Raw genomic sequence first — 18,766 nt, forward strand, 5'->3', positions numbered from 1 at the left:
CTGCGGGTGTCCGAGATCGAAGACTGCCATCTGCCTGAACATGTGAAGCGTGACCTGTTCAACGAGTGCGATCACGGAATGTGTGCCTGGTCCAGGCTTGCGGCGTCGTCGAGGCCGGATGTCTGGTCAAGTGGGTTTGGCATAGCTGGAGTGCTTGGCGGTGCTGGTACGGCTGGCTGTCGGGTGGAGTTGTTCGGAGTGGGGGCTTTGTCACTCTTGCTGTTGAAGCTCCCCGTTCTTGTATTGAGTGAGGGCGTACTGAGTAAGTGCCCCCGATAGGGTCGGGGGCACTCGTTTCGGTTAGGATTCGCCGTTTTCCATCAGGCGATCGAGTCTGATACCCAGGTCGATCATCTCGCAGCGGAGTGAGTCGAGGGCCCTCACGAGGTCGGAGTGCGAAGTTTTGAGATAGTCGTTGAGCTGGCAGCGAACGCCGGCCACCTCGTCGCCCCACGCTGCGAAGTCTTCGGCTACGTCGGCTCGGAGTTCGGCGATGTCCGTTCGGAGAGCAGTGATGATACTCACGGTTGCCGTGCGGTCCGTGTCGGCGATCAGGCACGCCTCCAGAGCCTCAACACGCAGTTTCAGACCGAGGATCTCCGTCTGCACGTCCACGCATTCCTACCTTTGCGGTAGTCGGGAGAGACACCGGCCTCTCTTGTCCGGGTCTCGCTTGCTGTTATCCATGGTCGCAAGCAGTTGGGAGTGCTGTGGCACGGGCGATGAGCGGCGGGAGTGGGTTTGTACTTCTACGTGTTGAGCCGTTCATCCCGGAGCCCCAGCATGTCCGATTTGGCCGGAGTTTCGGGGGGAAGAAAACTGCCCCTGAGGACAGCTGGGTCGTGGCCGTTTTGTCGGTTTTGGGTGGAGTGTGGGTGTGGAGGGGTGATGGGAGCGGTCGTCGGTCTTCGCGGCAGATGCGGTGGGATGGGGGTCTGTCTGGCGCGAGAGGGCTCGACAAATGTGGTGGTCGCCTTGGTGTTGGCATGTTGCAGTACGAGGAGAATCTGCGCCTCGCGATTTTTTGATGGCGAATGGCCACGACTCTTTTTTTAAGTGAGTCTTGTTGTGTTCGCTAGCTGATTGTGGTTCTTTGTAGTGGTAGGTGGATGTCTCTCTGTTGGTCTTATCGGATGATGTTGAGAGACGATGGAGAATGGCAGCATGTTGTCTTCTTGGCTCGGTTTAGAGTTTAGTTTGCGGGTGGGTATGGTTTAGGGCGGTGCTTCTGGTGTCCGTGGATACGTGCCGATTGGATCTCGCGGGACTCGGTCGATTTGGGTGATCCTGCTTAGTGGTTCGCGCTGTAAATCCTTCTGGGGTTATGCGGCGGGGTTCAGTACGGCAGGCTGATGGTCGCAGCCGGTGGGCTGCTGGGAGTTGCGCTCTTTCTGTTCGTGTCGCTCGATCCGGGCCAGCAGGTCCTCGAGGTCGGCCGGGGTGAACTTCCATCTGAAGGGCCGGGCGGTCTCGTTGTAACGACGCTCGAAGGCGATCAGCCGGTGTTCGACCTGGTCAAGGCTGGTGAAGTCGTTGGGTGTGACGACTTTGCGCTGCACGATGGAGAAGTAGATCTCGATCTGGTTGAGCCACGAGGCATGCACGGGCGTGTGCACCATGACCGCGTTGGGGAAGCGTGCGGTGAGCCGGTCGGCGGCGGCTTTGCCACGATGGCTGGAACCGTTGTCGACGATCCAGAACACGCGCTTGGCCGAGGCGTAGGGCTCTTGGGTCATGACCTGGGTGACCAGGTCCATGAACGGGACGATCCCGGTCTTGGCCGAGCAGCGGCCGAACACGCGAGCGGCGTGGACGTCGTAGGCGGCCAGGTAGGCCAGCGCACCACCGCGCTCGTAGTCGTGGTTGACGCGCATCATCCGTGCTATGCCCGGGGGCAGGGTGGGGTGGCAGCGGCAGCGGGCTTGAATGGAGGTCTTCTCATCGGCGCTGATGACGTACTCATCGTCGCCGAGCGCAAGGTCGTCCCAACGGCGCGCGTATAAGTCGAGCACGCGAGCAGCCTTGTCGGCGAAGTGAGGGTCGCGGATGAAGATCCACGATTGATGCCGCCACGGTCTGAGCGTGTCCTCGGCCAGAATCCGGCGCACCGTGGAGGCCGAGATCGCCGCTGCCAGGCTGCGGGTGACGGCCTCGCGCGCCAGTTCGGGGCAGCTCCAGCGCGACAGCGGCGCGCCGGTCTCGGCCGGGAGTTGGCAGGCCAGTGCCTTGATCTCGGCGCGCTGGAGCGGGCTGAAGGCAGGTGGCCGGCCGGAGCGGGGCCGATCGGTCAGGCTCTTGATGCCATCCTGGCTGCGGTAGCGTCCCCGCCATAACCGCACGGTGTCCACCGTCACCCCGCGACGCTGGGCGATCTTGTTGTTGGAGTAGCCATGCGCGGCATCCAGGATGATCTGGACTCGGACCACGAGCTGGTAGGCAGCGGTGTGGGAGTAGGCGATCTTCTTAAGCCGCTGCCGTTCGGCGGCGGTCAGCGTGATCAAGCGAGCGCGACAGCGGGGCACCGAGATCTTTCTCCAGTCGATCTTCACGAATGACCCGCCGACTTTGCCCGGCATGTGCCAGTGTGTGCACGCCTGACACGCCTGCACGGCAAGATGGCGGTCATGCCCGCGATCCCCGCCTCGACCAAGACCTCGCTGGACCAGCGGCTCACGCTGCACGCCAACGAGCACTGGCCGCAACTGGTCACGGTCCACGTGCGCTACCACGGCCAGTTCGCCTACGTTGAAGGACAGCTCACCGACGGCGGCACGCTGCCCCTGATGCGGCTGCGTTACGGGGGCTCGGCCACCTACTGGGGGCTGGCCATCCACACCCCCAGCAACGACCGCTACGAGGCCGCACCCTGGTTCAGCGGCACCCCTCAGGACGCCCTGGACCTGGTCTGCGATCTCTACGTCACCAGCATCGACTCCTGGCGCTGAAGCACGATCAGTCTCGGCCCGTCAACCCCCGAGAGACTTCTAGGCGGCACCACTTAGTCTGGCCGGATTCGGGCAGGGGCGTCTGCTATGGCGATGACGATGAAGAAGGCGCTGCTGCGGACTGGTGTGGCCAGTGCTGCGACAGCGATCGCGGGGTCAATCGGAACCAATCCTCGTAGTCGCTGGTATCGGCGGTTGCGGAAACCTGGCTGGCAGCCGCCGGCGCAGGCGTTCCCGCTGGTGTGGACGCCGCTCTACGCGCTCATCGCGTTCGGGGGCGCTCGGGCACTGGCCCATGGGAACGGGCAGCAGCAGAAGGCCGTCGAGCGGGCCCTGGCTGGAAATCTGGCCCTCAACGCCACGTGGTCTGCGATCTTCTTTCGCGCACGTTCGCCTCGATGGGCGTTGGCGGAGATCGGTGTGCTCAACGTCTCGAATGCCATGCTGGTCCGGCAGGCTATGAAGGTCGATCGCGTGGCAGGGGTTGTCCTGTTGCCTTACGCGGCGTGGACTCTGTTCGCGACGGCTCTCAACGCTTCCATCGTGCGGCGTAATCGCTGACTGCTTGCGGGTGAGCGCGTGGTCTGACTCTGTGCGGGCGCGGCTCGGCGGGGCACGCGGCCAGTGGAAGGCGGCCAGGCGATCGGCGATCAGGGGGAAGTCGTGCGCATTGGGCGGTGGTGAACTATGCGCCGCGGCGGGTGCTTGTCAGGTCGGGCTGGGCGATTGGGTCGGGTTGCGTCCGCGGGATGGGCAGGGCCTGCGTCCGCGGGATGGGCAGGGCCTGCGTCCGCGGGATGGGCAGGGCCTGCGTCGGCCTGAGCAGGCACTAGGCAGGGTCTGAATAGAGTCCCTTGAGCTGGTCTGAGATTGAGCTGGCCTGAGCTGACCAGGCTTAGATCAGAGTTGGGGCTGAGCTGGGAGGACTGGGCTGGGGGGATTGGACCGGGCTGGGGCTGGGCTGGACTGGGTGGTGCTGGTCTGAAGCGGCTGTCGGGCCTGGGCGGCGTTCTGGTCTGCCTTCAGGGGCGGTGTGTGAGGTTATTGCGGTTGGTGTGGGTGGGGTTGAGGGGAGCGGGCGGTCTGGTGGGGCGCGGGGGTGCTTGGGTTAGGTGAGGCGGCGAAGGGCTTCGGTCAGGGCTGTCAGGCGGGCGGGGGAGGCCAGGCCCGCGTGGTACAGGTGGAAGTCGGTGGCGCCGGCCTTGGCGTACGTTCTGAGGTGGTCGGCCAGGACCGATGCGTCCGCTGGGCGTGGGGGGAGCGCAAGGACGTAGGCGCCCACGCGTTGGGCAGGCGTGGTCAGGGTGGTCAGGTGTGTGAGGCGGGATGCGTCCTCGGTGGGGTCGCCCCAGCAACTTGCCACCAGGACGTCGGCGGCCGGGTCGCCTGACGGGAGAGCGGCGAAGGCGCCGGTTGCCCAGGGGGACGGGTTGGCGTGCAGGGCGATGGGGATGTTCGGGGCGATTTCGCGGGTGGTCGCCAGGAGGCGTTTCCGTAGGGCTGTGGAGAGGGCGACGCGGGTGGTGCGGACTTCGTCGGCCAGGGGGCCCAGGGCTTCTTCCATGGTCAGGAAGCCGGAGGTCGAGAGGGTGCGATCGAGGGCTGCGCGGACTCTTGCTTTGGTGGGCGCCGGATAGCGGGGGGCGCAGGACGCGCAGAAGCAGACGGAGAGCAGGTCGGAGTCGACGGCGGTCCAGTCGGCGCCGGACGTCTTCTCGTGGACGCTCAGGTGGCTGAAGCCCATGGGGCCGCAGGCCTCCAGGATGAGGCCGTCAGGAGCGGCGACCGTGAGGATTTCCCTGACGAGGCGGTCGCAGTAGTCGAGGACGTCGTCGTGGGCGGGGCACAGCGCGTATGGGTATGGGTCGTTGAAGGCGTTTCGGACGGTCAGGTCAGGGTTTGCGGCGCCCAGGTGGGAGTTGTGGGTCAGGACCGTCCAGGCGTGGACCTTGAGGCCGGCGGCTTTGAGGGCGTCCCTGGCTTGGAGGTAGGCGTCGGCCGGTGTCCAGGTCGGGGACGCTGGGACCAGACGGGCCCAGGCGGATTTTCGTACCGGGAGGTAGAAGGCGGGGTACGGCACGTCCAGGACGCGGTGTGACGGGTGGTACGGGGTGGCGGCGCGGGTCGAGTGGTAGCTGGCGGCCAAGGCAATCGCGTCCACGCCGAGTGCGGCCAGGCGGTCGGGCGCTGAGGGGTCGCCGACCACGTCCCAGAGGTAGACGTAGGCGATGTTCATGGGACTGCTCGGCTCCTGGGGGTGAGACGGCTGTGAGGGAGTGGCTCGCTGCGGGTGGTGGCGGAGCGGCTGGGGGAGGGTGGCGGCGTGTGGTGGCGGCGGCGTGGGTGGGTTAGGGGGCGGGAGGCGTAGAGGATTGGGGACGGGGTTGGGCGGGGTTGGGAGGTTGGGCGAGGTTTGGCGGCGTTGGGAGGTTGGGCGAGGTTTGGCGGCGTTGGGAGGTTGGGCGGGGGTAGCGGGCTGACAGCGGGGGCAGGGGTTGACGGGCTGCCGGTCGGGGGCAGAGGGAGGGGCTACCAGCGGGGGCGGGTGGCGGAGAAGGTCGGGTCGAAGCGCTGCATGTACGTCGTGTCGTCCCGTGCCACGATTCCGCACCTCTCGTACTGCTCGTGCATGCGGGCCAGCGCGTCCCTGTCGAGTTCCACGCCCAGGCCGGGGGCGGTGGGGACGGGGACGGCGCCGTCGACGAAGCGGAGCGCGCCGGGGGCGATGACGTCCTGGCCGTTCTGCCAGGGGGTGTGGGTGTCGCAGGCGAACGTGAGGTTCGGCGTGGCGGCGGCGAGGTGCGTCATGGCGGCCAGGCTGATGCCGAGGTGGGAGTTGGAGTGCATGGACAACGACAGGCCGAACGTCTCGCACAGGCTGGCCACGTGGGAGGAGCGGACGAGGCCGCCCCAGTAGTGGTGGTCGAGCAGGAGTACGCCGATCGCGCCGGCGGCGATGGCGGGCGGCAGGTGGCCGGGGGTGACGACGCACATGTTCGTGGCGAGGGGCATGGGTACGGAGGCGGCCACCTCGGCCATGCCGGAGATGTCGGGAGTGGGGTCCTCCAGGTACTGGAGCATGCCGTCGAGTTCGCGGCCGACTCGGATGGAGGTCGCGACCGTCCAGGCGGCGTTCGGGTCGAGGCGGAGGGGCACGCCGGGGAATGCCTCGTGCAGGGCCTTGATCGCGGCGATCTCCTCGTCGGGCGGGTGGACGCCGCCCTTGAGCTTGATCGACGTGAAGCCGTACTCCTTGATGAGGAGGGCGGCCTGTTCGACGATGCCCGCCGGGTCCAGCGCGGTGCCGAAGCGGTCCGGTTCGTCGCCGGGGTGGCCGGCCCACTTGTAGAACAGGTACGCGCTGTACTCGACGGCGTCGCGGGCGCGGCCGCCGAGCAGGTCGACGACGGGCACCCCGGCCGCCTTGCCGCGAATGTCCAGGCAGGCCACCTCGAAGGCGGCGAAGACCCGGTCGACGCTCTTCTCCTTGGTCGCGACGCCGGTCAGGCCGTGCAGGTCGGTGACGACGTCGCCGACGGTGGCGGCTACGCGGGCGTACATCGCGTTCATGGCGTGGACGTCGAGCCCGACCAGAGCCTGCGCGCACTCGCGCACCTTGCCGAGGTGCCCGAGGTCGCCGTAGGTCTCGCCCAGCCCGGTCAGTCCCTCGTCCGTGACGACCTCGACAATGGTACGGAGGGCCCACGGCTCGTGGACCCCGGCGGCGTTGAGGAGGGGCGGATCCCGGAACGCGACCGGAGTGACGTGGATCTCCCTGATGATCATCTCGACCGCCGTCCATGTATGTGAACAAGAGACAGATTTGTGGACAAGTATCCAGAACTGTAAGAATCAGGCTGAAGAAGTGTCAAGACTCCGAAGGGCCATTCGATGATCTACGGACACGACCCCAGGACCGGCCAGACCGTGGGCGACGCCCTGCCAGAGACCGACACCGCCGACGTCGACCTGGTCGTTTCCGCCGCGGCGGCGGCCGGGCAGGCCTGGCGGGCCACCCCGGCAGCCGAGCGGGCGCAGGCGCTGGAGGCGGTCGCCGACGCCCTCGCCGCGCACGTGGACGAGCTGTGGCAGCTCGCCGACCAGGAGACCGCACTCGGCGAGGTACGCCTGCGCGGCGAGGTCGCCCGTACGGCGGGGCAGTTCCGGCTCTTCGCCGAGGTGATCAGGGATGGCGGCTACCTGGAGGCGATCATCGATCACGCCGACGCCTCCCTGACCCCGCCGCGGCCGGACGTACGGCGGATGAAGCACGCGCTGCCGGGCGTGGTGGCGGTGTTCGCGGCGAGCAACTTCCCGTTCGCGTTCTCGGTGGCCGGGGGCGACACCGCCTCGGCGCTGGCGGCCGGATGTGCGGTGGTCGTGAAGGCGCACCCGGGGCACCCCAACACCTCCGAGCGCGTGGCGAAGATCGTGCGGGAGGCGCTGCCGTACCCGGATCTGCTGGGGCTGGTCCAGGGCATGCGGGCCGGAGGGGACCTGGTCAAGCATCCGCTGGTGGCGGCGGCCGGGTTCACCGGGTCGGTGGCCGGGGGGAAGGCGATCCAGAAGCTGATCGACGAACGGGAGACGCCCATCCCGTTCTACGGCGAGCTCGGGAGCGTCAACCCGGTGGTCGTGCTGCCGTCCGCGCCTGTGGACAAGGTGGCGGCCGGGTTCGCGGGGTCGGTGACGCTGGGGGTCGGGCAGTTCTGCACGAACCCGGGGCTGATGTTCGTGCCCGAGGGGGACGAGCTGCGCAAGGCGCTCGTGGAGGCGGTCGAGGGGACGAGCGGCGGGCCGATGCTGGCCGAGCGGATCAGGGACGGCTACCTGGGCGGCGTCGAACGGCTCGGCGAGCTGCGGCTGCTGGCCGAGGGCAAGGCCGGGGAAGGGAGCTGGGCGGTGACGCCCAAGGTGTTCACCACCGATGTGGACACCTTCGCGGGGAAGCTGCCGGAGATCGGGGAGGAGTGCTTCGGGCCGGCGTCGATCGTGGTGACGTACCGCGAGGTGGGGGAGCTGCGGGCAGTGCTCGAACGGCTGGACGGGTCGCTCACGGCCACCGTCCACGGGACCGATCCTGACGAGGCGGCTGAGGTCGTCGAGGTGCTCGGGCGCAAGGCGGGGCGGCTCATCTGGAACGGCTGGCCGACGGGGGTCGCGGTGTGCTGGGCGATGCACCACGGCGGGCCCTGGCCGTCGGCCACCACGACGTCCACCTCGGTCGGTGCCACGGCGATCGAGCGGTGGGTGGCGCCGACGGCGTACCAGGACTGGCCGGAGGCGCTGCTGCCGGACGAGCTGAAGGACGGCAACCCGCTCGGGATTCCGCGGCGGGTGGATGGGCGCCTGCGACTCGGCGGCTGACGGATGGGCGGCGGGGGAGACGGGTGGGGGGAGACGGGTGAGGGGGAGGGGTCAGGCGGTGGCTATGCGCAGGCCCGCCGCCAGGATCCGCTCCAGCCGCCCCACATGCTCCACCGACGGATCCACCAGCGGCGCCCGCACCCCGCCGACCTCCAGCCCGCGCAGCCGCACCCCCGCCTTCACCAGCGAGACCGCGTACCCGGGCACGAGGTCGCGCAGCTCCACCAGCGGCAGGTAGAAGCCGGTCAGGAGCCGCCGCACCAGCCCCTCGTCCCCCTCGGTCAACGCCCTGTGGAAGGCGATCGCGATCTCGGGCGCGAACGCGAACACCGCGCTGGAGTACAGCGTCACCCCGAGCCCCCGGTAGGCGGGCATGGTGAACTCGGCGGTAGGCAGCCCGTTGAAGAAGGTGAAGTCCTCGTGGCCGGCCTCCCGGACCCGCAGGATGATCCGCTGCAGCAGGTCGAGGTCGCCCAGGCCGTCCTTGAAGCCGACGATGTTCGGCGTCCGGGCGAGTTCGGCCACGGCCTCGGGGGTGAAGCGGGCGTTGCCCCGCTGGTAGATGATCACCGGCAGGCCGCCGGCGTCGGCCACGTCGCGGACGTACCGGACGAGGCCGGCGGCGGGGGCGTTGACGAGGTAGGGGGGCATGAGCAGCAGCCCGTCGGCGCCGCGGGCGGCGGCCTCGCGGGCGAGGGCGCGGGCGGCGGGCAGGGTGCCGCCGGCCCCGCCGAGCACGGGCACCCGCCCCGCGGCCGCGGTGACGGCGGTGGCGACGGCTCGCCCGTACTCGCCGGGGTCGAGGGCGTTGAACTCGCCGGTGCCGCACGCGGTGAACACTCCTCCCGCCCCGGCCGCGACCCCGTCGGCGACGTGCCGGGCGAGCACCGCTTCCGCGAGCTCGCCGGCGGCGTCGAACGGGGTGACAGGGAAGAAGAGAACACCTTCTAGCCGCATCAACGGTCCTTTCCTAGCGGATGCCCTCCCGGCGGAGGGTGGCTGCGAGCTTGCGGGTGTGCTTGATCACCGCTTCGGTGACCCGTTCGACCTCGGCGGGCGGCAGGGCCGCGGGCATGGAGCAGCTGATCGCGTCCGTGGCCGGGATGCGGTAGTCGACGGCCACGGCGACGCAGGCGACGCCGAGCGTGCCCTGCTCGCGTTCGCAGGACCAGCCCCGGGTGCGCACCTGGTCCAGCTCGCCGGTCAGTTTGCCCAGGTCGGTGATGGAATGCTCAGTGAGTCCCACGAGGGGGTCGGGGAGCAGGGCCACGACCTCGTCGTCGGTGAGCTGGGCGAGCAGGACCTGGCCGAGCGCGGTGACGTGGGCGGGCAGGCGGCGGCCCACCCTGGGGATGACGTGCGCGGCCTCACGCGACTCCCTGGTCGCCAGGTAGAGCACGTGCGCGCCGTCCCGGCGGGCGAAGTGCACGGTCCGCCCGATCTCGTCCCGCAGGTCCTCCAGGGTTTCCTGGGCGAAGGGCAGCGCGGGATCCTTGTCGAGGTACGCCGTCCCGGTGAGCAGCGCGTGCGGCCCGATCCCGAACGCCGATCGGGCCGAGTCGGTCTCGACCCAGTTGAGCTCGACCAGCGTGCGCATGAGGGCGTGCAGGCTGCTGCGCGGGAAGCCGGTGCGCTGCTGGAGCTCCGACAGCGTCAGGGTGTCGTGCGACTCCGCCAGCGCTTCCAGGATGCGTACGGTCCGCTCGGCGGACTTGACCAGCTGGGGCTCCATACTCGTCCCATCTCACTCCACAATGCCGACACATCCAGCATATGGGATAGCGTCCAGATACATGGACGCTATCCCTTGACCGCCCCGCTGGTGAGGCCGCGCATGAACTGCCGCTGGAAGGCCAGGAACGCGATGATCGACGGCAGCAGCGCCAGCAGCGAGGCCGCGAGCAGCACGCCGATGCCGACCTCCTCGTCCGAGCGGAGCGAGCGCAGCGCGATGGGCAGCGTCCACATGGTCGACTCGGTCGCGACGATCAGCGGCAGCAGATACTGGTCCCAGATCATGGTGAACCCGAAGACACCGATCACGCCCAGCGCCGGCCGGCACAGCGGCACGATGATGGTGGCGAAGATGCGCAGCTCGCCCGCCCCGTCGATGCGCGCGGCCTCCTCCAGCTCGACCGGCACCTCCTTCATGAACTCCGTCATGACCAGGATCGAGAACCCCCAGGCGCCGACGGGCAGGATCATGCCCGCGTAGGTGCCGATGAGGTTGAGGTGCAGCACCGGCAGGTCGGCGAGGACGAGCGAGAGCGGGATCGCGATGATCTCCTCGGGCAGCATCATCGTGGCCAGCATGAACAGCATCACGACCGTCATGCCGCGGAACTTCTTGCGCGCCAGCGCGTACGCCGCGAAGACGCTCACCAGCATCTGCAGCAGCAGCCCGAAGCCGACGACCACGAACGAGTTCAGCAGATAGAGGTAGACGTTCTTCTCCCCGGCCTGGACGAAGTTCTCCAGCGTGAACTCGTCCGGCCAGAGGGTGAACGACGTGGGGTCGAGCGTCTTGCTGAACGCGCTGACCAGCAGCCCCACGAGCGGCCCCGTGAACGCCACGACCATGAGCCCGTAGACGACGAAACGCGCGGCGACGGCGAGCGGCCCCCTGCGCGACTCCAGCCCCAGTGCGCTGTCGAACCTCATGCCGCCTGCCTCCTGCGCATGAGCTGCACGATCACGGTGAGCACGAGGGTGGCGAGGAACAGCACGATGCCGCCGGCCGAGGCGACGCCCAGCTCGTTCTTCTGGAAGCCCAGCTTGTAGATGAGCGTCATCAGCACCTCGGAGGAGTTGTTCGGCCCGCCGTTGGTGAGCACGTAGACCTCGACGAAGACGCGCAGCCCGCGGATGGCCGCGAGCGTGAACAGGATCCAGAACACCGGGCGCAGCGCGGGCAGCGTGATGTGCCGCAGCCGCCGCCAGGTGGAGGCGCCGTCCACGGCCGCCGCCTCGTAGAGCGTGCGGTCCACGCCGACCAGCCCGGCCAGGAAGATCATCATGTCGTACGGGGTGCCGCGCCAGACGCTCATGAGCATGATCGACCAGAGCGAGGAGTGCTCGCTGGCCAGCCAGGGCTGCGGATCGACGCCCGCCCAGCCGATGATCACGTTGAGCATCCCGTTGTCGGCCGGGTGGAACATGATCCGCCACACCTCGGCCACGGCCGCCATCGTCGTCACGACCGGCAGGAACGCCGCCGTCCTGACGAACCACAGGTAGCGCGCCGGCCCCTCGATGAGCAGCGCCAGCCCGAGCCCCAGCACGAGGGAGCCGATCGTGGTGCCGAGCGCCAGCACCACGCTGTGCCAGATGGCCGCGGCGAACACGTCGTCGGTGATGATCGTGCGGTAGTTGTCGAGACCGACCCATTCGTCCCCGAGGAACGTCCGGACCTTGAACAGGCTCTTCCACAGGCCCACGAACATCGGGATGAACTTGAAGTACAGGAACAGCAGCAGCGCGGGCGCCAGGAACAGCCAGGCGACCAGCGGCCCCCGCCACCGCACCCGATGGGCGCGGCGGCGAGGGGGCGCGGTGGCGGCTCCCGCCCGGGTCACGGTCGAGGTCATGACGCTTTCTGGCTCTGGAGTTCCTGGGTGAGCTTGGTGTTCAGCCCCTCCATCGCCGTCTTGACGTCCGCCGAGCAGTCGGCCCAGACGGTGTTGATCGCGTCGGCGGAGGTCTGCCTGATCGGCGCCCAGTTCGGCACCGGCGGCGCGTAGACCGCGAAGTCGTAGGACTCCTGGAAGACCTTCCAGCGCGGGTCCTGGCGTTCGGCGGCCATGTCCACGGTCCTGTTGACCGGCAGGCGGACGATGGCGCCGTTGGCGTCCTTGTTCATGCCGATCCGCTGGCCCTCGGCGGAGATCGCGAACTCGGCGAACTTCTTCTGCGCGTCCTGCAGCTGCGAGCCGGCCATGAGGTAGACGTTCTCGCCCTCGCCGAGGGTGCCGGGGCCGCCGGAGGGGCCCTTGGGCACGGGCAGGACCTCGATCTTGTCGGTGCCGACGCTCTTGACGAAGCGCGCGAGCACGTACGGGCCGACTAGGTAGATGCCGCCCTGGCCCTTCTCGAACACCTCGTGCGTGACGGTCGTGTCGTTGCTGACGGCGCCCGGGTTGACGGTCTTCGTCCTGCAGAACTGGTCCTGGAGGTACTGGACGGCCTCCACGAACCTGGGGTCGTTCGCGGTGGCGACGTACTTGCCGGGGCCGTTGGGCTTGAGGAAGTCGGCGCCGTTGGCGTAGATGAGGGAGGAGGCGTACCAGGAGGCGTAGCCGCGCTTGGTGCCGGCGGGGGCGACGAAGCCGCTGGTGTCCTTCCGGCCGTTGCCGTCGGGGTCCTTCTCGGTGAAGGCGACGGCCAGCTTGGTCAGGTCCTCCCAGGTCGCGGGCGGCTCCATGCCGACCTTCTCGCGCCAGTCCTTGCGGACGATCAGCGCGAACGCCTGTGCCGAGAAGGGCGCCGCGTAGAACTTGCCGTCGCTGCCCGCGGCGGCCTGCCAGGCGCGGTCGGCGAGGTCGCCGGAGCCGGCCAGAGCCGCCTTGTCGACCTCCTGGAGCCAGCCCTGGCTGTGCATGTTGCCCAGTTGCGCGGTGTCGTTGATGACGATGTCGGGAAGCTGCCGCTGCGCGGCCTGCTGGTTGAGTTTGGTCTCGAAGTCGTCGAAAAGCGCGACGACCTTGGTTTTCACCCCGCTGGACGTGGTGAATGCGTCGGCGAGTTTCTGCGCCGTCTTGGCGGAGTCGGAATCGGGCGGCTGCCGGATCCAGATCTCCAGAGTGTCGTCGGTTGAACTCGATCCCCCGGAGCCGCAGCCGGTCACCGTTGCGGCGAGGGCCGCGGCGACCGCGACCCCCAGCAGACGACGTGACATCAGACCGCCTCCCGTTCACATACGTGGACATGAGTCGAAGACTTGAACTCGTGGCTGTGAACGTAACTAGGCCATGTCTAACGGTCAATATTCAAGTATGTGAATTTGGGTCAGAATCGTGTACACCATGGAGACATGCGCATTCTCATGACCGGTGCCGCGGGGAAAGTCGGCACGCTGCTCCGCCCGCGGCTCGCCCGCGAGGGTCGCATCCTGCGCCTCTCCGATCTCCAGCCGGTCGAGCCCGGCCCGGGGGAGGAGCAGGTCACCGCCGACCTGGCCGACCCGGCCGCCATGGCGGAGGCGGTGAAGGGCGTGGACGCGGTGCTCCACCTGGGCGGGCAGAGCCGCGAGCATCCCTGGGCCGACATCGTGCGGGCCAACATCGACGGCACGCAGGTGCTGCTGGAGGCGGCGCGCGAGGCCGGCGTACGGCGGCTCGTCCTCATGGGCAGCCACCACGCGGCGGGCTTCCACACCAGGCCGGCGGGCGGCGAGGACCTGCCGGACTACGCCTTCCCCCGCCCCGACACCTTCTACGGCGTCAGCAAGGTCGTCATGGAGGCCCTGGCCGGGCTCTACCACGACCGCTTCGGCATGGACATCACCGTCGTCCGGCTCGGCACCTGCAACGACGGCCCGCTCGACACCCGCGGCCTGGCCACCTGGATCTCACCCGACGACCTGGCCCGCCTGGTCGAGGCCGCGCTGGTCGCGCCCGGCTTCCACGTGGTGTGGGGCGTCTCGGACAACACCCGCCGGTGGTGGTCGCTCAAGGAGGCCGAGGCCATCGGCTACGTCTCGCGCGACGACTCGGAGGCGCTGGCGGCGCCGCTGATCGCCGAGCACGGCGAGCCCGACCTGTCCGACCCGGTGCACGACCGCGCGGGCGGCGTCTTCACGCTGAAGGAGCTCGGCGGCCGCTGGTGACCGTCCGGTATGGCAAACGGTTGCACAAACCTTGACGGGCAGAGCGGCAAAGGTCAAGGTTTGATCTGGCAACCGTTTGCAAGGGAGGACGGCGATGGCGGCGACGATCAAGGACGTGGCGCGCGCCTGCGGCGTGCACGTGTCCACAGTCTCGCGCACCTTCTCCGCGCCGCATCTGGTCAATCCTGCCACCAGGAACCGGGTGCTGGCCGCGGCCGACGACCTCGGCTACCGGCCCAACCGGGCGGCCCGCGCGCTCACGACCGGCCGCACGTTCAACCTGGGCCTCATCGTGGCCGACATCGCCAACCCGTTCTTCCCGCCGCTCATCAAGGCGGCCCAGGCGCAGGCCAGGGGCCGCGACTACCACGTGTTCGTGGCCGACACCGACGAGGACCCGCGGGTGGAGGAGGAGCTGATCAGGACGTTCACCAAGCAGGTGGACGGCGTCCTGCTGTGCAGCCCCCGCCTGTCCAACAAGATGATCGAGCGCCTGGCCGAGGACGTGCCGTTCGTGGTGGTCAACCGCCGCATCAAGGGCATGCCCGCGGTGCTCATGAACGTCGCCCAGGGCGCCAGACTGGCCCTGGACCACCTCGCCGGGCTCGGCCACCGCAGGATCGCGCTCGTGTCCGGCCCCATCGGGTCGTGGACCAGCAACGAGATGCAGGGCGTCGCCGCCGAGACGCCGGGGCTCGACCTCGTCTTCTTCGGCCCCAACCAGCCGACCGAGGGCGGCGGCCTGGCCGTCGCCGCCGACGTCGCGGCCTGCGGGGCGACCGCCGTGCTGGCCTACAACGATCTCGTCGCGCTCGGCCTCGTCGAGGGGCTGGCCGCGATGGACATCGGGGTACCAGACCAGATAAGTGTCATCGGGTTCGACGACATCCTGCCCGGCCGGCTCAACCGGCCCAAGCTCACCACGGTGGCCATGCCCGCCGTGGCCGCGGGGCGGATGGCGGTCGACCTGCTGCTGCAATCGGGGGGCGAGGGCGCGACGGTGACCCTCGACACCGCCCTCATAGTCCGCGAGTCCACGGGAAGGGCACAAAGATGATTTTCGGGACGCTGCCGTCCGGCGAGCAGGTGGAGCAGGTGGAGCTGTCGTCAGGACGGCTCCGCGCCGAGGTGCTGACCCTCGGCGCCGTCGTGCGGTCCCTGGAGGTGTCGGGCCGCAATGTCGTGCTCGGGCTGGACACGCTGGAGGACTACCTCACCCGCAGCCGCTACTTCGGCGCGGTCGTCGGCCGCTACGGCAACCGCATCGCGGGCGGCCGCTTCACCCTCGACGGCGCCGAGTACACCCTGCCGGTCAACAACGGCCCCAACAGCCTGCACGGCGGCACCGAGGGCTTCGACTCCAAGGTGTGGACCGTCGCCGGCCGCTCGCCCGCCTCCGTCACGCTGACCCTGGTCAGCCCGGACGGCGACCAGGGCTACCCGGGCACGCTGACCGCCACGGTGACGTACACGCTGGAGGACGACGGCCTGCGCATCGACTACGCCGCCGAGAGCGACAAGCCGACCGTGGTCAACCTCACCAACCACTCCTACTTCAACCTCAAGGGCCAGGGCGAGGGCGACGTACGCGACCACGTCGTGCGGATCGCCGCCGAGCACTACCTGCCCGTGGACGCCGACAAGATCCCGACCGGGGAACTGGCGCCGGTCAAGGGCACCCCGTTCGACTTCACCGAGCCGCACGCGCTCGGCGAGCGCATCGACGGCGGCTACGACCACTGCTTCGTGCTCGACGGCGGCATGAGCGTCACGGCCGGCGGCCTCACCATGGAGGTCACCACGACCGAGCCGGGCGTGCAGTTCTACTCCGGCAGCATGCTGGACGGCGAGGCCACGCCGTTCGGGCCGTTCGCGGGGCTGTGCCTGGAGACCCAGCACTTCCCCGACTCGCCCAACCAGCCGCAGTTCCCCTCCACCGTGCTGCGGCCCGGCGAACGCCGCACCTCCACCACCACCTACCGCTTCACGACCTGATCGCGAGCGCTTTGTACGGGTGTGCGGCGCGTCAACGCGCATAGCCGGTGTCTCCGTCGTACCTTTGGCATCATGGCCACCCGTACGCCGAAAAGCGCATCCAAGGGGCCGGCGAAGCGGTCGGCCTCGGCTCGCTCGACCCCCGCGAAGCGGACCCCAGCGCCGGCGGGGCGTCCCAGGCCCAAGCCGAGGGCGGGCGCCTCCCGCAAGTCCTCCGTCGCCCACCCCGACCCGATCAGCTGGGTCTTCACGATGATCGGCAAGCTGATCGTCGGGCTGTGGATGTTGTTCGCGGGCGGGGTCGGCAGCATGGCCCGCGCCCTGGGCAACAACGCCCGCGAGCTGGACCCGGCGCACCGGCGCGACGGGCTCGGGCTGGCCTGGCTCGCCGCCGCGATCGTGCTGGCCTCCATGACCTGGCGCAACGCCGACGGGGCCGTCTCCGGGGTGGTCAACGCGACCGTGCGCGGCGTGTTCGGCTCGCTGGCCTGGGCGCTGCCGCTGCTGCTCGGCCTGCTGGCCTGGCGCTACATGCGTCACCCCGACCAGAACGCCGACACCGGCCGCATGGTGATCGGCTGGGCGGCGCTGCTGGTCGGCGTGCTCGGCGTCATCCACGTGGCCAACGACACGCCGTACCCGGCCGGCGAGGGCCAGGGCATGGACAAGGTGTCGGCGGCCGGGGGGATGGTCGGCTTCATCGTCTCGGCGCCGCCGATGAGCATCCTGCCGTCGTGGATCACGATCCCGCTGCTGCTGCTCCTGTCGGCGTTCGGCGTCCTGGTGATCACCGCGACGCCGGTGCACCGCATCCCCGAGCGGCTGGCCGAGCTGCGGCACATGCTCTTCGAACGGCAGTCCGACCCGCTGCCGCGCGAGCCCGGCAGGAGGCGCCCCCGGACGAAGAAGCCCGCCGGCGACGGCGAGGGCGGCGACGGCGTCAAGCCCTACGACACGCCGGTGCTGTCGGAGAAGGACAAGGAACGCGCCGACCACTCGCCGGAGATCGTCCCCGGGCTCACCGACGAGGAGGACGCGGCGGTAGCCGCCGCGGCCGAGGCCGAGCGCAGGCCACCGGAGCCGCCGCTCCCGACGCCCGCGCCGCGCAAGGTCGAGCAGCTCGTGCTGTCGCCGCAGGCGGGGCCGTACGCGCTGCCCGACCTGCAGTTCCTCAAGCCGGGCAGCGCTCCCAAGCCGCAGACCAAGGCCAACACCACCGTGGTCAACGCGCTGACCAGCGTGCTGGAGCAGTTCAGCATCGACGCGCAGGTGATCGGCTTCACCCGCGGCCCGACCGTGACCCGCTACGAGATCGAGCTCGGCCCCGCGGTGAAGGTCGAGAAGGTCACCGCGCTCACCAAGAACATCGCCTACGCGGTCAAGTCCGCCGACGTGCGCATCCTGTCGCCGATCCCCGGCAAGTCGGCCATCGGCGTGGAGATCCCCAATGCCGACAAGGACCTCGTGGCGCTCGGCGACGTGCTGCGCTCGCAGGTGGCGCAGGCCGACCACCACCCGATGATCGTCGGCCTGGGCAAGGACGTCGAGGGCCGCACCATCGTGGCCAACCTCGCCAAGATGCCCCACCTGCTCATCGCGGGCGCCACCGGCGCCGGCAAGTCGGTCTGCGTCAACGGCCTGATCACCTCCATCCTCATGCGGTCCACGCCCGACGAGGTGCGCATGGTGCTGGTCGACCCCAAGCGGGTCGAGCTCAGCGTGTACGAGGGCATCCCCCACCTCATCACCCCGATCATCACGAACCCGAAGAAGGCCGCCGAGGCCCTCGAATGGGTCGTGGGCGAGATGGACCGGCGCTACGACGACCTGGCGGCGTCCGGGTTCCGGCACGTGGACGAGTTCAACAAGGCGGTGCGGGCGGGCAAGCTCCAGCCGCCGCCCGGCAGTGAGCGGGTCTACCAGCCGTACCCGTACCTGCTGGTGATCGTGGACGAGCTGGCCGACCTCATGATGGTCGCGCCGCGCGACGTCGAGGACTCGATCGTGCGCATCACGCAGCTCGCCCGCGCGGCCGGCATCCACCTGGTGATCGCCACGCAGCGGCCGTCCGTCGACGTCGTCACCGGCCTGATCAAGGCCAACGTGCCGTCCCGCCTCGCCTTCGCCGTCTCCAGCCTCACCGACTCGCGGGTCATCCTCGACCAGCCCGGCGCCGACAAGCTGGTCGGCCAGGGCGACGCGCTGTTCCTGCCGATGGGCGCGAGCAAGCCCATCCGCATCCAGAACGCGTTCGTCTCGGAGAAGGAGATCGCCGAGATCGTCGCGCACTGCAAGGCGCAGATGCAGGTGGAATACCGCGAGGACGTGGCGGCGGCGCCGGTCAAGCGGGAGATCGACGAGGAGATCGGCGACGACCTCGACCTGCTGATCCAGGCGGCCGAGCTGATCGTGACCACCCAGTTCGGCTCGACCTCGATGCTTCAGCGCAAGCTGCGGGTCGGCTTCGCCAAGGCGGGACGGCTGATGGACCTGCTGGAGAGCCGCAACGTGGTGGGCCCGAGCGAGGGCTCCAAGGCGCGCGAAGTGCTGGTGAAGCCCGACGATCTGCCCGGTCTGCTGGCCGACCTGCGTGGCGAATGACCCCAATGCGGGGTTGAGCGGCGTCAACTGGTTG

At 69.1% G+C, this 18,766-nt stretch carries 16 protein-coding genes; 7 read left to right on the forward strand and 9 right to left on the reverse strand.

Translation table 11 applies throughout. The annotated features are described in order from the left end of the window. Window positions 1–300 precede the first annotated feature (300 nt). Both Nocox_RS10170 and Nocox_RS10175 read right to left on the reverse strand, forming a co-directional pair. Window positions 301–615: a hypothetical protein gene (locus tag Nocox_RS10170; RefSeq protein ID WP_020545729.1), complete on the reverse strand. Its 315-nt coding sequence runs from the start codon at window positions 613–615 to the stop codon at window positions 301–303. Between the two features lie 707 nt (window positions 616–1,322). Further along, window positions 1,323–2,549 (reverse strand): IS630 family transposase, encoded by a 1,227-nt coding sequence (locus Nocox_RS10175; protein WP_219495557.1) that lies wholly within the window; start codon window positions 2,547–2,549, stop codon window positions 1,323–1,325. A gap of 75 nt (window positions 2,550–2,624) precedes the next feature. Between Nocox_RS10175 and Nocox_RS10180 the strand changes: the two genes are divergently transcribed. Next, window positions 2,625–2,945 carry a hypothetical protein gene (locus Nocox_RS10180; RefSeq protein ID WP_246649763.1) on the forward strand — a complete coding sequence of 107 codons (321 nt, stop codon included), beginning with the start codon at window positions 2,625–2,627 and terminating at the stop codon, window positions 2,943–2,945. A gap of 93 nt (window positions 2,946–3,038) precedes the next feature. Continuing rightward, window positions 3,039–3,506: a TspO/MBR family protein gene (locus Nocox_RS10185; RefSeq protein WP_026214028.1), complete on the forward strand. Its 468-nt coding sequence runs from the start codon at window positions 3,039–3,041 to the stop codon at window positions 3,504–3,506. Window positions 3,507–4,053: 547 nt separating this feature from the next. Here Nocox_RS10185 and Nocox_RS10190 read toward each other — a convergent pair. Further along, the gene (locus Nocox_RS10190; protein ID WP_020541718.1) at window positions 4,054–5,181 is read right to left on the reverse strand and encodes a hypothetical protein; all 1,128 of its coding nucleotides are present in this window, start codon (window positions 5,179–5,181) and stop codon (window positions 4,054–4,056) included. A gap of 293 nt (window positions 5,182–5,474) precedes the next feature. Then, window positions 5,475–6,731, reverse strand: a complete 1,257-nt coding sequence (locus Nocox_RS10195; protein ID WP_020541719.1) for a glucarate dehydratase family protein — start codon at window positions 6,729–6,731, stop codon at window positions 5,475–5,477. Window positions 6,732–6,836: 105 nt separating this feature from the next. Between Nocox_RS10195 and Nocox_RS10200 the strand changes: the two genes are divergently transcribed. Continuing rightward, window positions 6,837–8,312: an aldehyde dehydrogenase (NADP(+)) gene (locus tag Nocox_RS10200; RefSeq protein ID WP_020541720.1), complete on the forward strand. Its 1,476-nt coding sequence runs from the start codon at window positions 6,837–6,839 to the stop codon at window positions 8,310–8,312. A 51-nt stretch (window positions 8,313–8,363) separates the two neighbouring features. On the opposite strand, the gene Nocox_RS10205 is transcribed toward Nocox_RS10200, so the two are convergent. The 5 genes from Nocox_RS10205 to Nocox_RS10225 form a co-directional block, all read right to left on the reverse strand. Continuing rightward, the gene (locus tag Nocox_RS10205) at window positions 8,364–9,269 is read right to left on the reverse strand and encodes a 5-dehydro-4-deoxyglucarate dehydratase (protein WP_020541721.1); all 906 of its coding nucleotides are present in this window, start codon (window positions 9,267–9,269) and stop codon (window positions 8,364–8,366) included. Between the two features lie 13 nt (window positions 9,270–9,282). Further along, the gene (locus Nocox_RS10210) at window positions 9,283–10,044 is read right to left on the reverse strand and encodes an IclR family transcriptional regulator (protein ID WP_020541722.1); all 762 of its coding nucleotides are present in this window, start codon (window positions 10,042–10,044) and stop codon (window positions 9,283–9,285) included. Window positions 10,045–10,112: 68 nt separating this feature from the next. Then, window positions 10,113–10,973, reverse strand: a complete 861-nt coding sequence (locus tag Nocox_RS10215; protein ID WP_020541723.1) for a carbohydrate ABC transporter permease — start codon at window positions 10,971–10,973, stop codon at window positions 10,113–10,115. Then, window positions 10,970–11,899 (reverse strand): carbohydrate ABC transporter permease, encoded by a 930-nt coding sequence (locus Nocox_RS10220; RefSeq protein WP_020541724.1) that lies wholly within the window; start codon window positions 11,897–11,899, stop codon window positions 10,970–10,972. Before Nocox_RS10220 ends, Nocox_RS10215 begins: the two co-directional genes overlap by 4 nt. Then, on the reverse strand, window positions 11,896–13,206 hold the full coding sequence (locus Nocox_RS10225) for a sugar ABC transporter substrate-binding protein (RefSeq protein ID WP_020541725.1): 1,311 nt from the start codon (window positions 13,204–13,206) through the stop codon (window positions 11,896–11,898). Before Nocox_RS10225 ends, Nocox_RS10220 begins: the two co-directional genes overlap by 4 nt. 135 nt (window positions 13,207–13,341) lie before the next feature. Here Nocox_RS10225 and Nocox_RS10230 point away from each other — a divergent pair, with 135 nt between their 5' ends. The 4 genes from Nocox_RS10230 to Nocox_RS10245 all read left to right on the forward strand — a co-directional run bounded on the left by Nocox_RS10230 (window position 13,342) and on the right by Nocox_RS10245 (window position 18,732). Beyond that, complete coding sequence (locus tag Nocox_RS10230) at window positions 13,342–14,136, forward strand: NAD-dependent epimerase/dehydratase family protein (RefSeq protein ID WP_026214029.1); 795 nt, start codon at window positions 13,342–13,344, stop codon at window positions 14,134–14,136. A gap of 94 nt (window positions 14,137–14,230) precedes the next feature. After that, window positions 14,231–15,193, forward strand: coding sequence for a LacI family DNA-binding transcriptional regulator (locus Nocox_RS10235; RefSeq protein ID WP_020541727.1), 963 nt, complete (start codon window positions 14,231–14,233; stop codon window positions 15,191–15,193). Then, the gene (locus Nocox_RS10240) at window positions 15,190–16,131 is read left to right on the forward strand and encodes an aldose epimerase family protein (RefSeq protein ID WP_020541728.1); all 942 of its coding nucleotides are present in this window, start codon (window positions 15,190–15,192) and stop codon (window positions 16,129–16,131) included. The genes Nocox_RS10235 and Nocox_RS10240 overlap by 4 nt, the downstream gene beginning before the upstream one ends. A gap of 72 nt (window positions 16,132–16,203) precedes the next feature. Beyond that, on the forward strand, window positions 16,204–18,732 hold the full coding sequence (locus Nocox_RS10245; RefSeq protein WP_026214030.1) for a DNA translocase FtsK: 2,529 nt from the start codon (window positions 16,204–16,206) through the stop codon (window positions 18,730–18,732). Window positions 18,733–18,766 lie beyond the last annotated feature (34 nt).

Origin of the sequence: Nonomuraea coxensis DSM 45129, from assembly GCF_019397265.1 — a bacterium.
In the GTDB taxonomy this organism is placed as follows: Bacteria; Actinomycetota; Actinomycetes; order Streptosporangiales; family Streptosporangiaceae; genus Nonomuraea; species Nonomuraea coxensis.

Bases quoted from the DNA above. Each gene is read 5' to 3' on its own strand.
- Nocox_RS10180 (WP_246649763.1), top strand. From the start codon at position 2,625: ATGCCCGCGATCCCCGCCTCGACCAAGACCTCGCTGGACCAGCGGCTC.
- Nocox_RS10185 (WP_026214028.1), top strand. From the start codon at position 3,039: ATGACGATGAAGAAGGCGCTGCTGCGGACTGGTGTGGCCAGTGCTGCG.
- Nocox_RS10190 (WP_020541718.1), bottom strand. From the start codon at position 5,181: ATGAACATCGCCTACGTCTACCTCTGGGACGTGGTCGGCGACCCCTCA.
- Nocox_RS10195 (WP_020541719.1), bottom strand. From the start codon at position 6,731: ATGATCATCAGGGAGATCCACGTCACTCCGGTCGCGTTCCGGGATCCG.
- Nocox_RS10200 (WP_020541720.1), top strand. From the start codon at position 6,837: ATGATCTACGGACACGACCCCAGGACCGGCCAGACCGTGGGCGACGCC.
- Nocox_RS10205 (WP_020541721.1), bottom strand. From the start codon at position 9,269: ATGCGGCTAGAAGGTGTTCTCTTCTTCCCTGTCACCCCGTTCGACGCC.
- Nocox_RS10210 (WP_020541722.1), bottom strand. From the start codon at position 10,044: ATGGAGCCCCAGCTGGTCAAGTCCGCCGAGCGGACCGTACGCATCCTG.
- Nocox_RS10215 (WP_020541723.1), bottom strand. From the start codon at position 10,973: ATGAGGTTCGACAGCGCACTGGGGCTGGAGTCGCGCAGGGGGCCGCTC.
- Nocox_RS10220 (WP_020541724.1), bottom strand. From the start codon at position 11,899: ATGACCTCGACCGTGACCCGGGCGGGAGCCGCCACCGCGCCCCCTCGC.
- Nocox_RS10225 (WP_020541725.1), bottom strand. From the start codon at position 13,206: ATGTCACGTCGTCTGCTGGGGGTCGCGGTCGCCGCGGCCCTCGCCGCA.
- Nocox_RS10230 (WP_026214029.1), top strand. From the start codon at position 13,342: ATGCGCATTCTCATGACCGGTGCCGCGGGGAAAGTCGGCACGCTGCTC.
- Nocox_RS10235 (WP_020541727.1), top strand. From the start codon at position 14,231: ATGGCGGCGACGATCAAGGACGTGGCGCGCGCCTGCGGCGTGCACGTG.
- Nocox_RS10240 (WP_020541728.1), top strand. From the start codon at position 15,190: ATGATTTTCGGGACGCTGCCGTCCGGCGAGCAGGTGGAGCAGGTGGAG.
- Nocox_RS10245 (WP_026214030.1), top strand. From the start codon at position 16,204: ATGGCCACCCGTACGCCGAAAAGCGCATCCAAGGGGCCGGCGAAGCGG.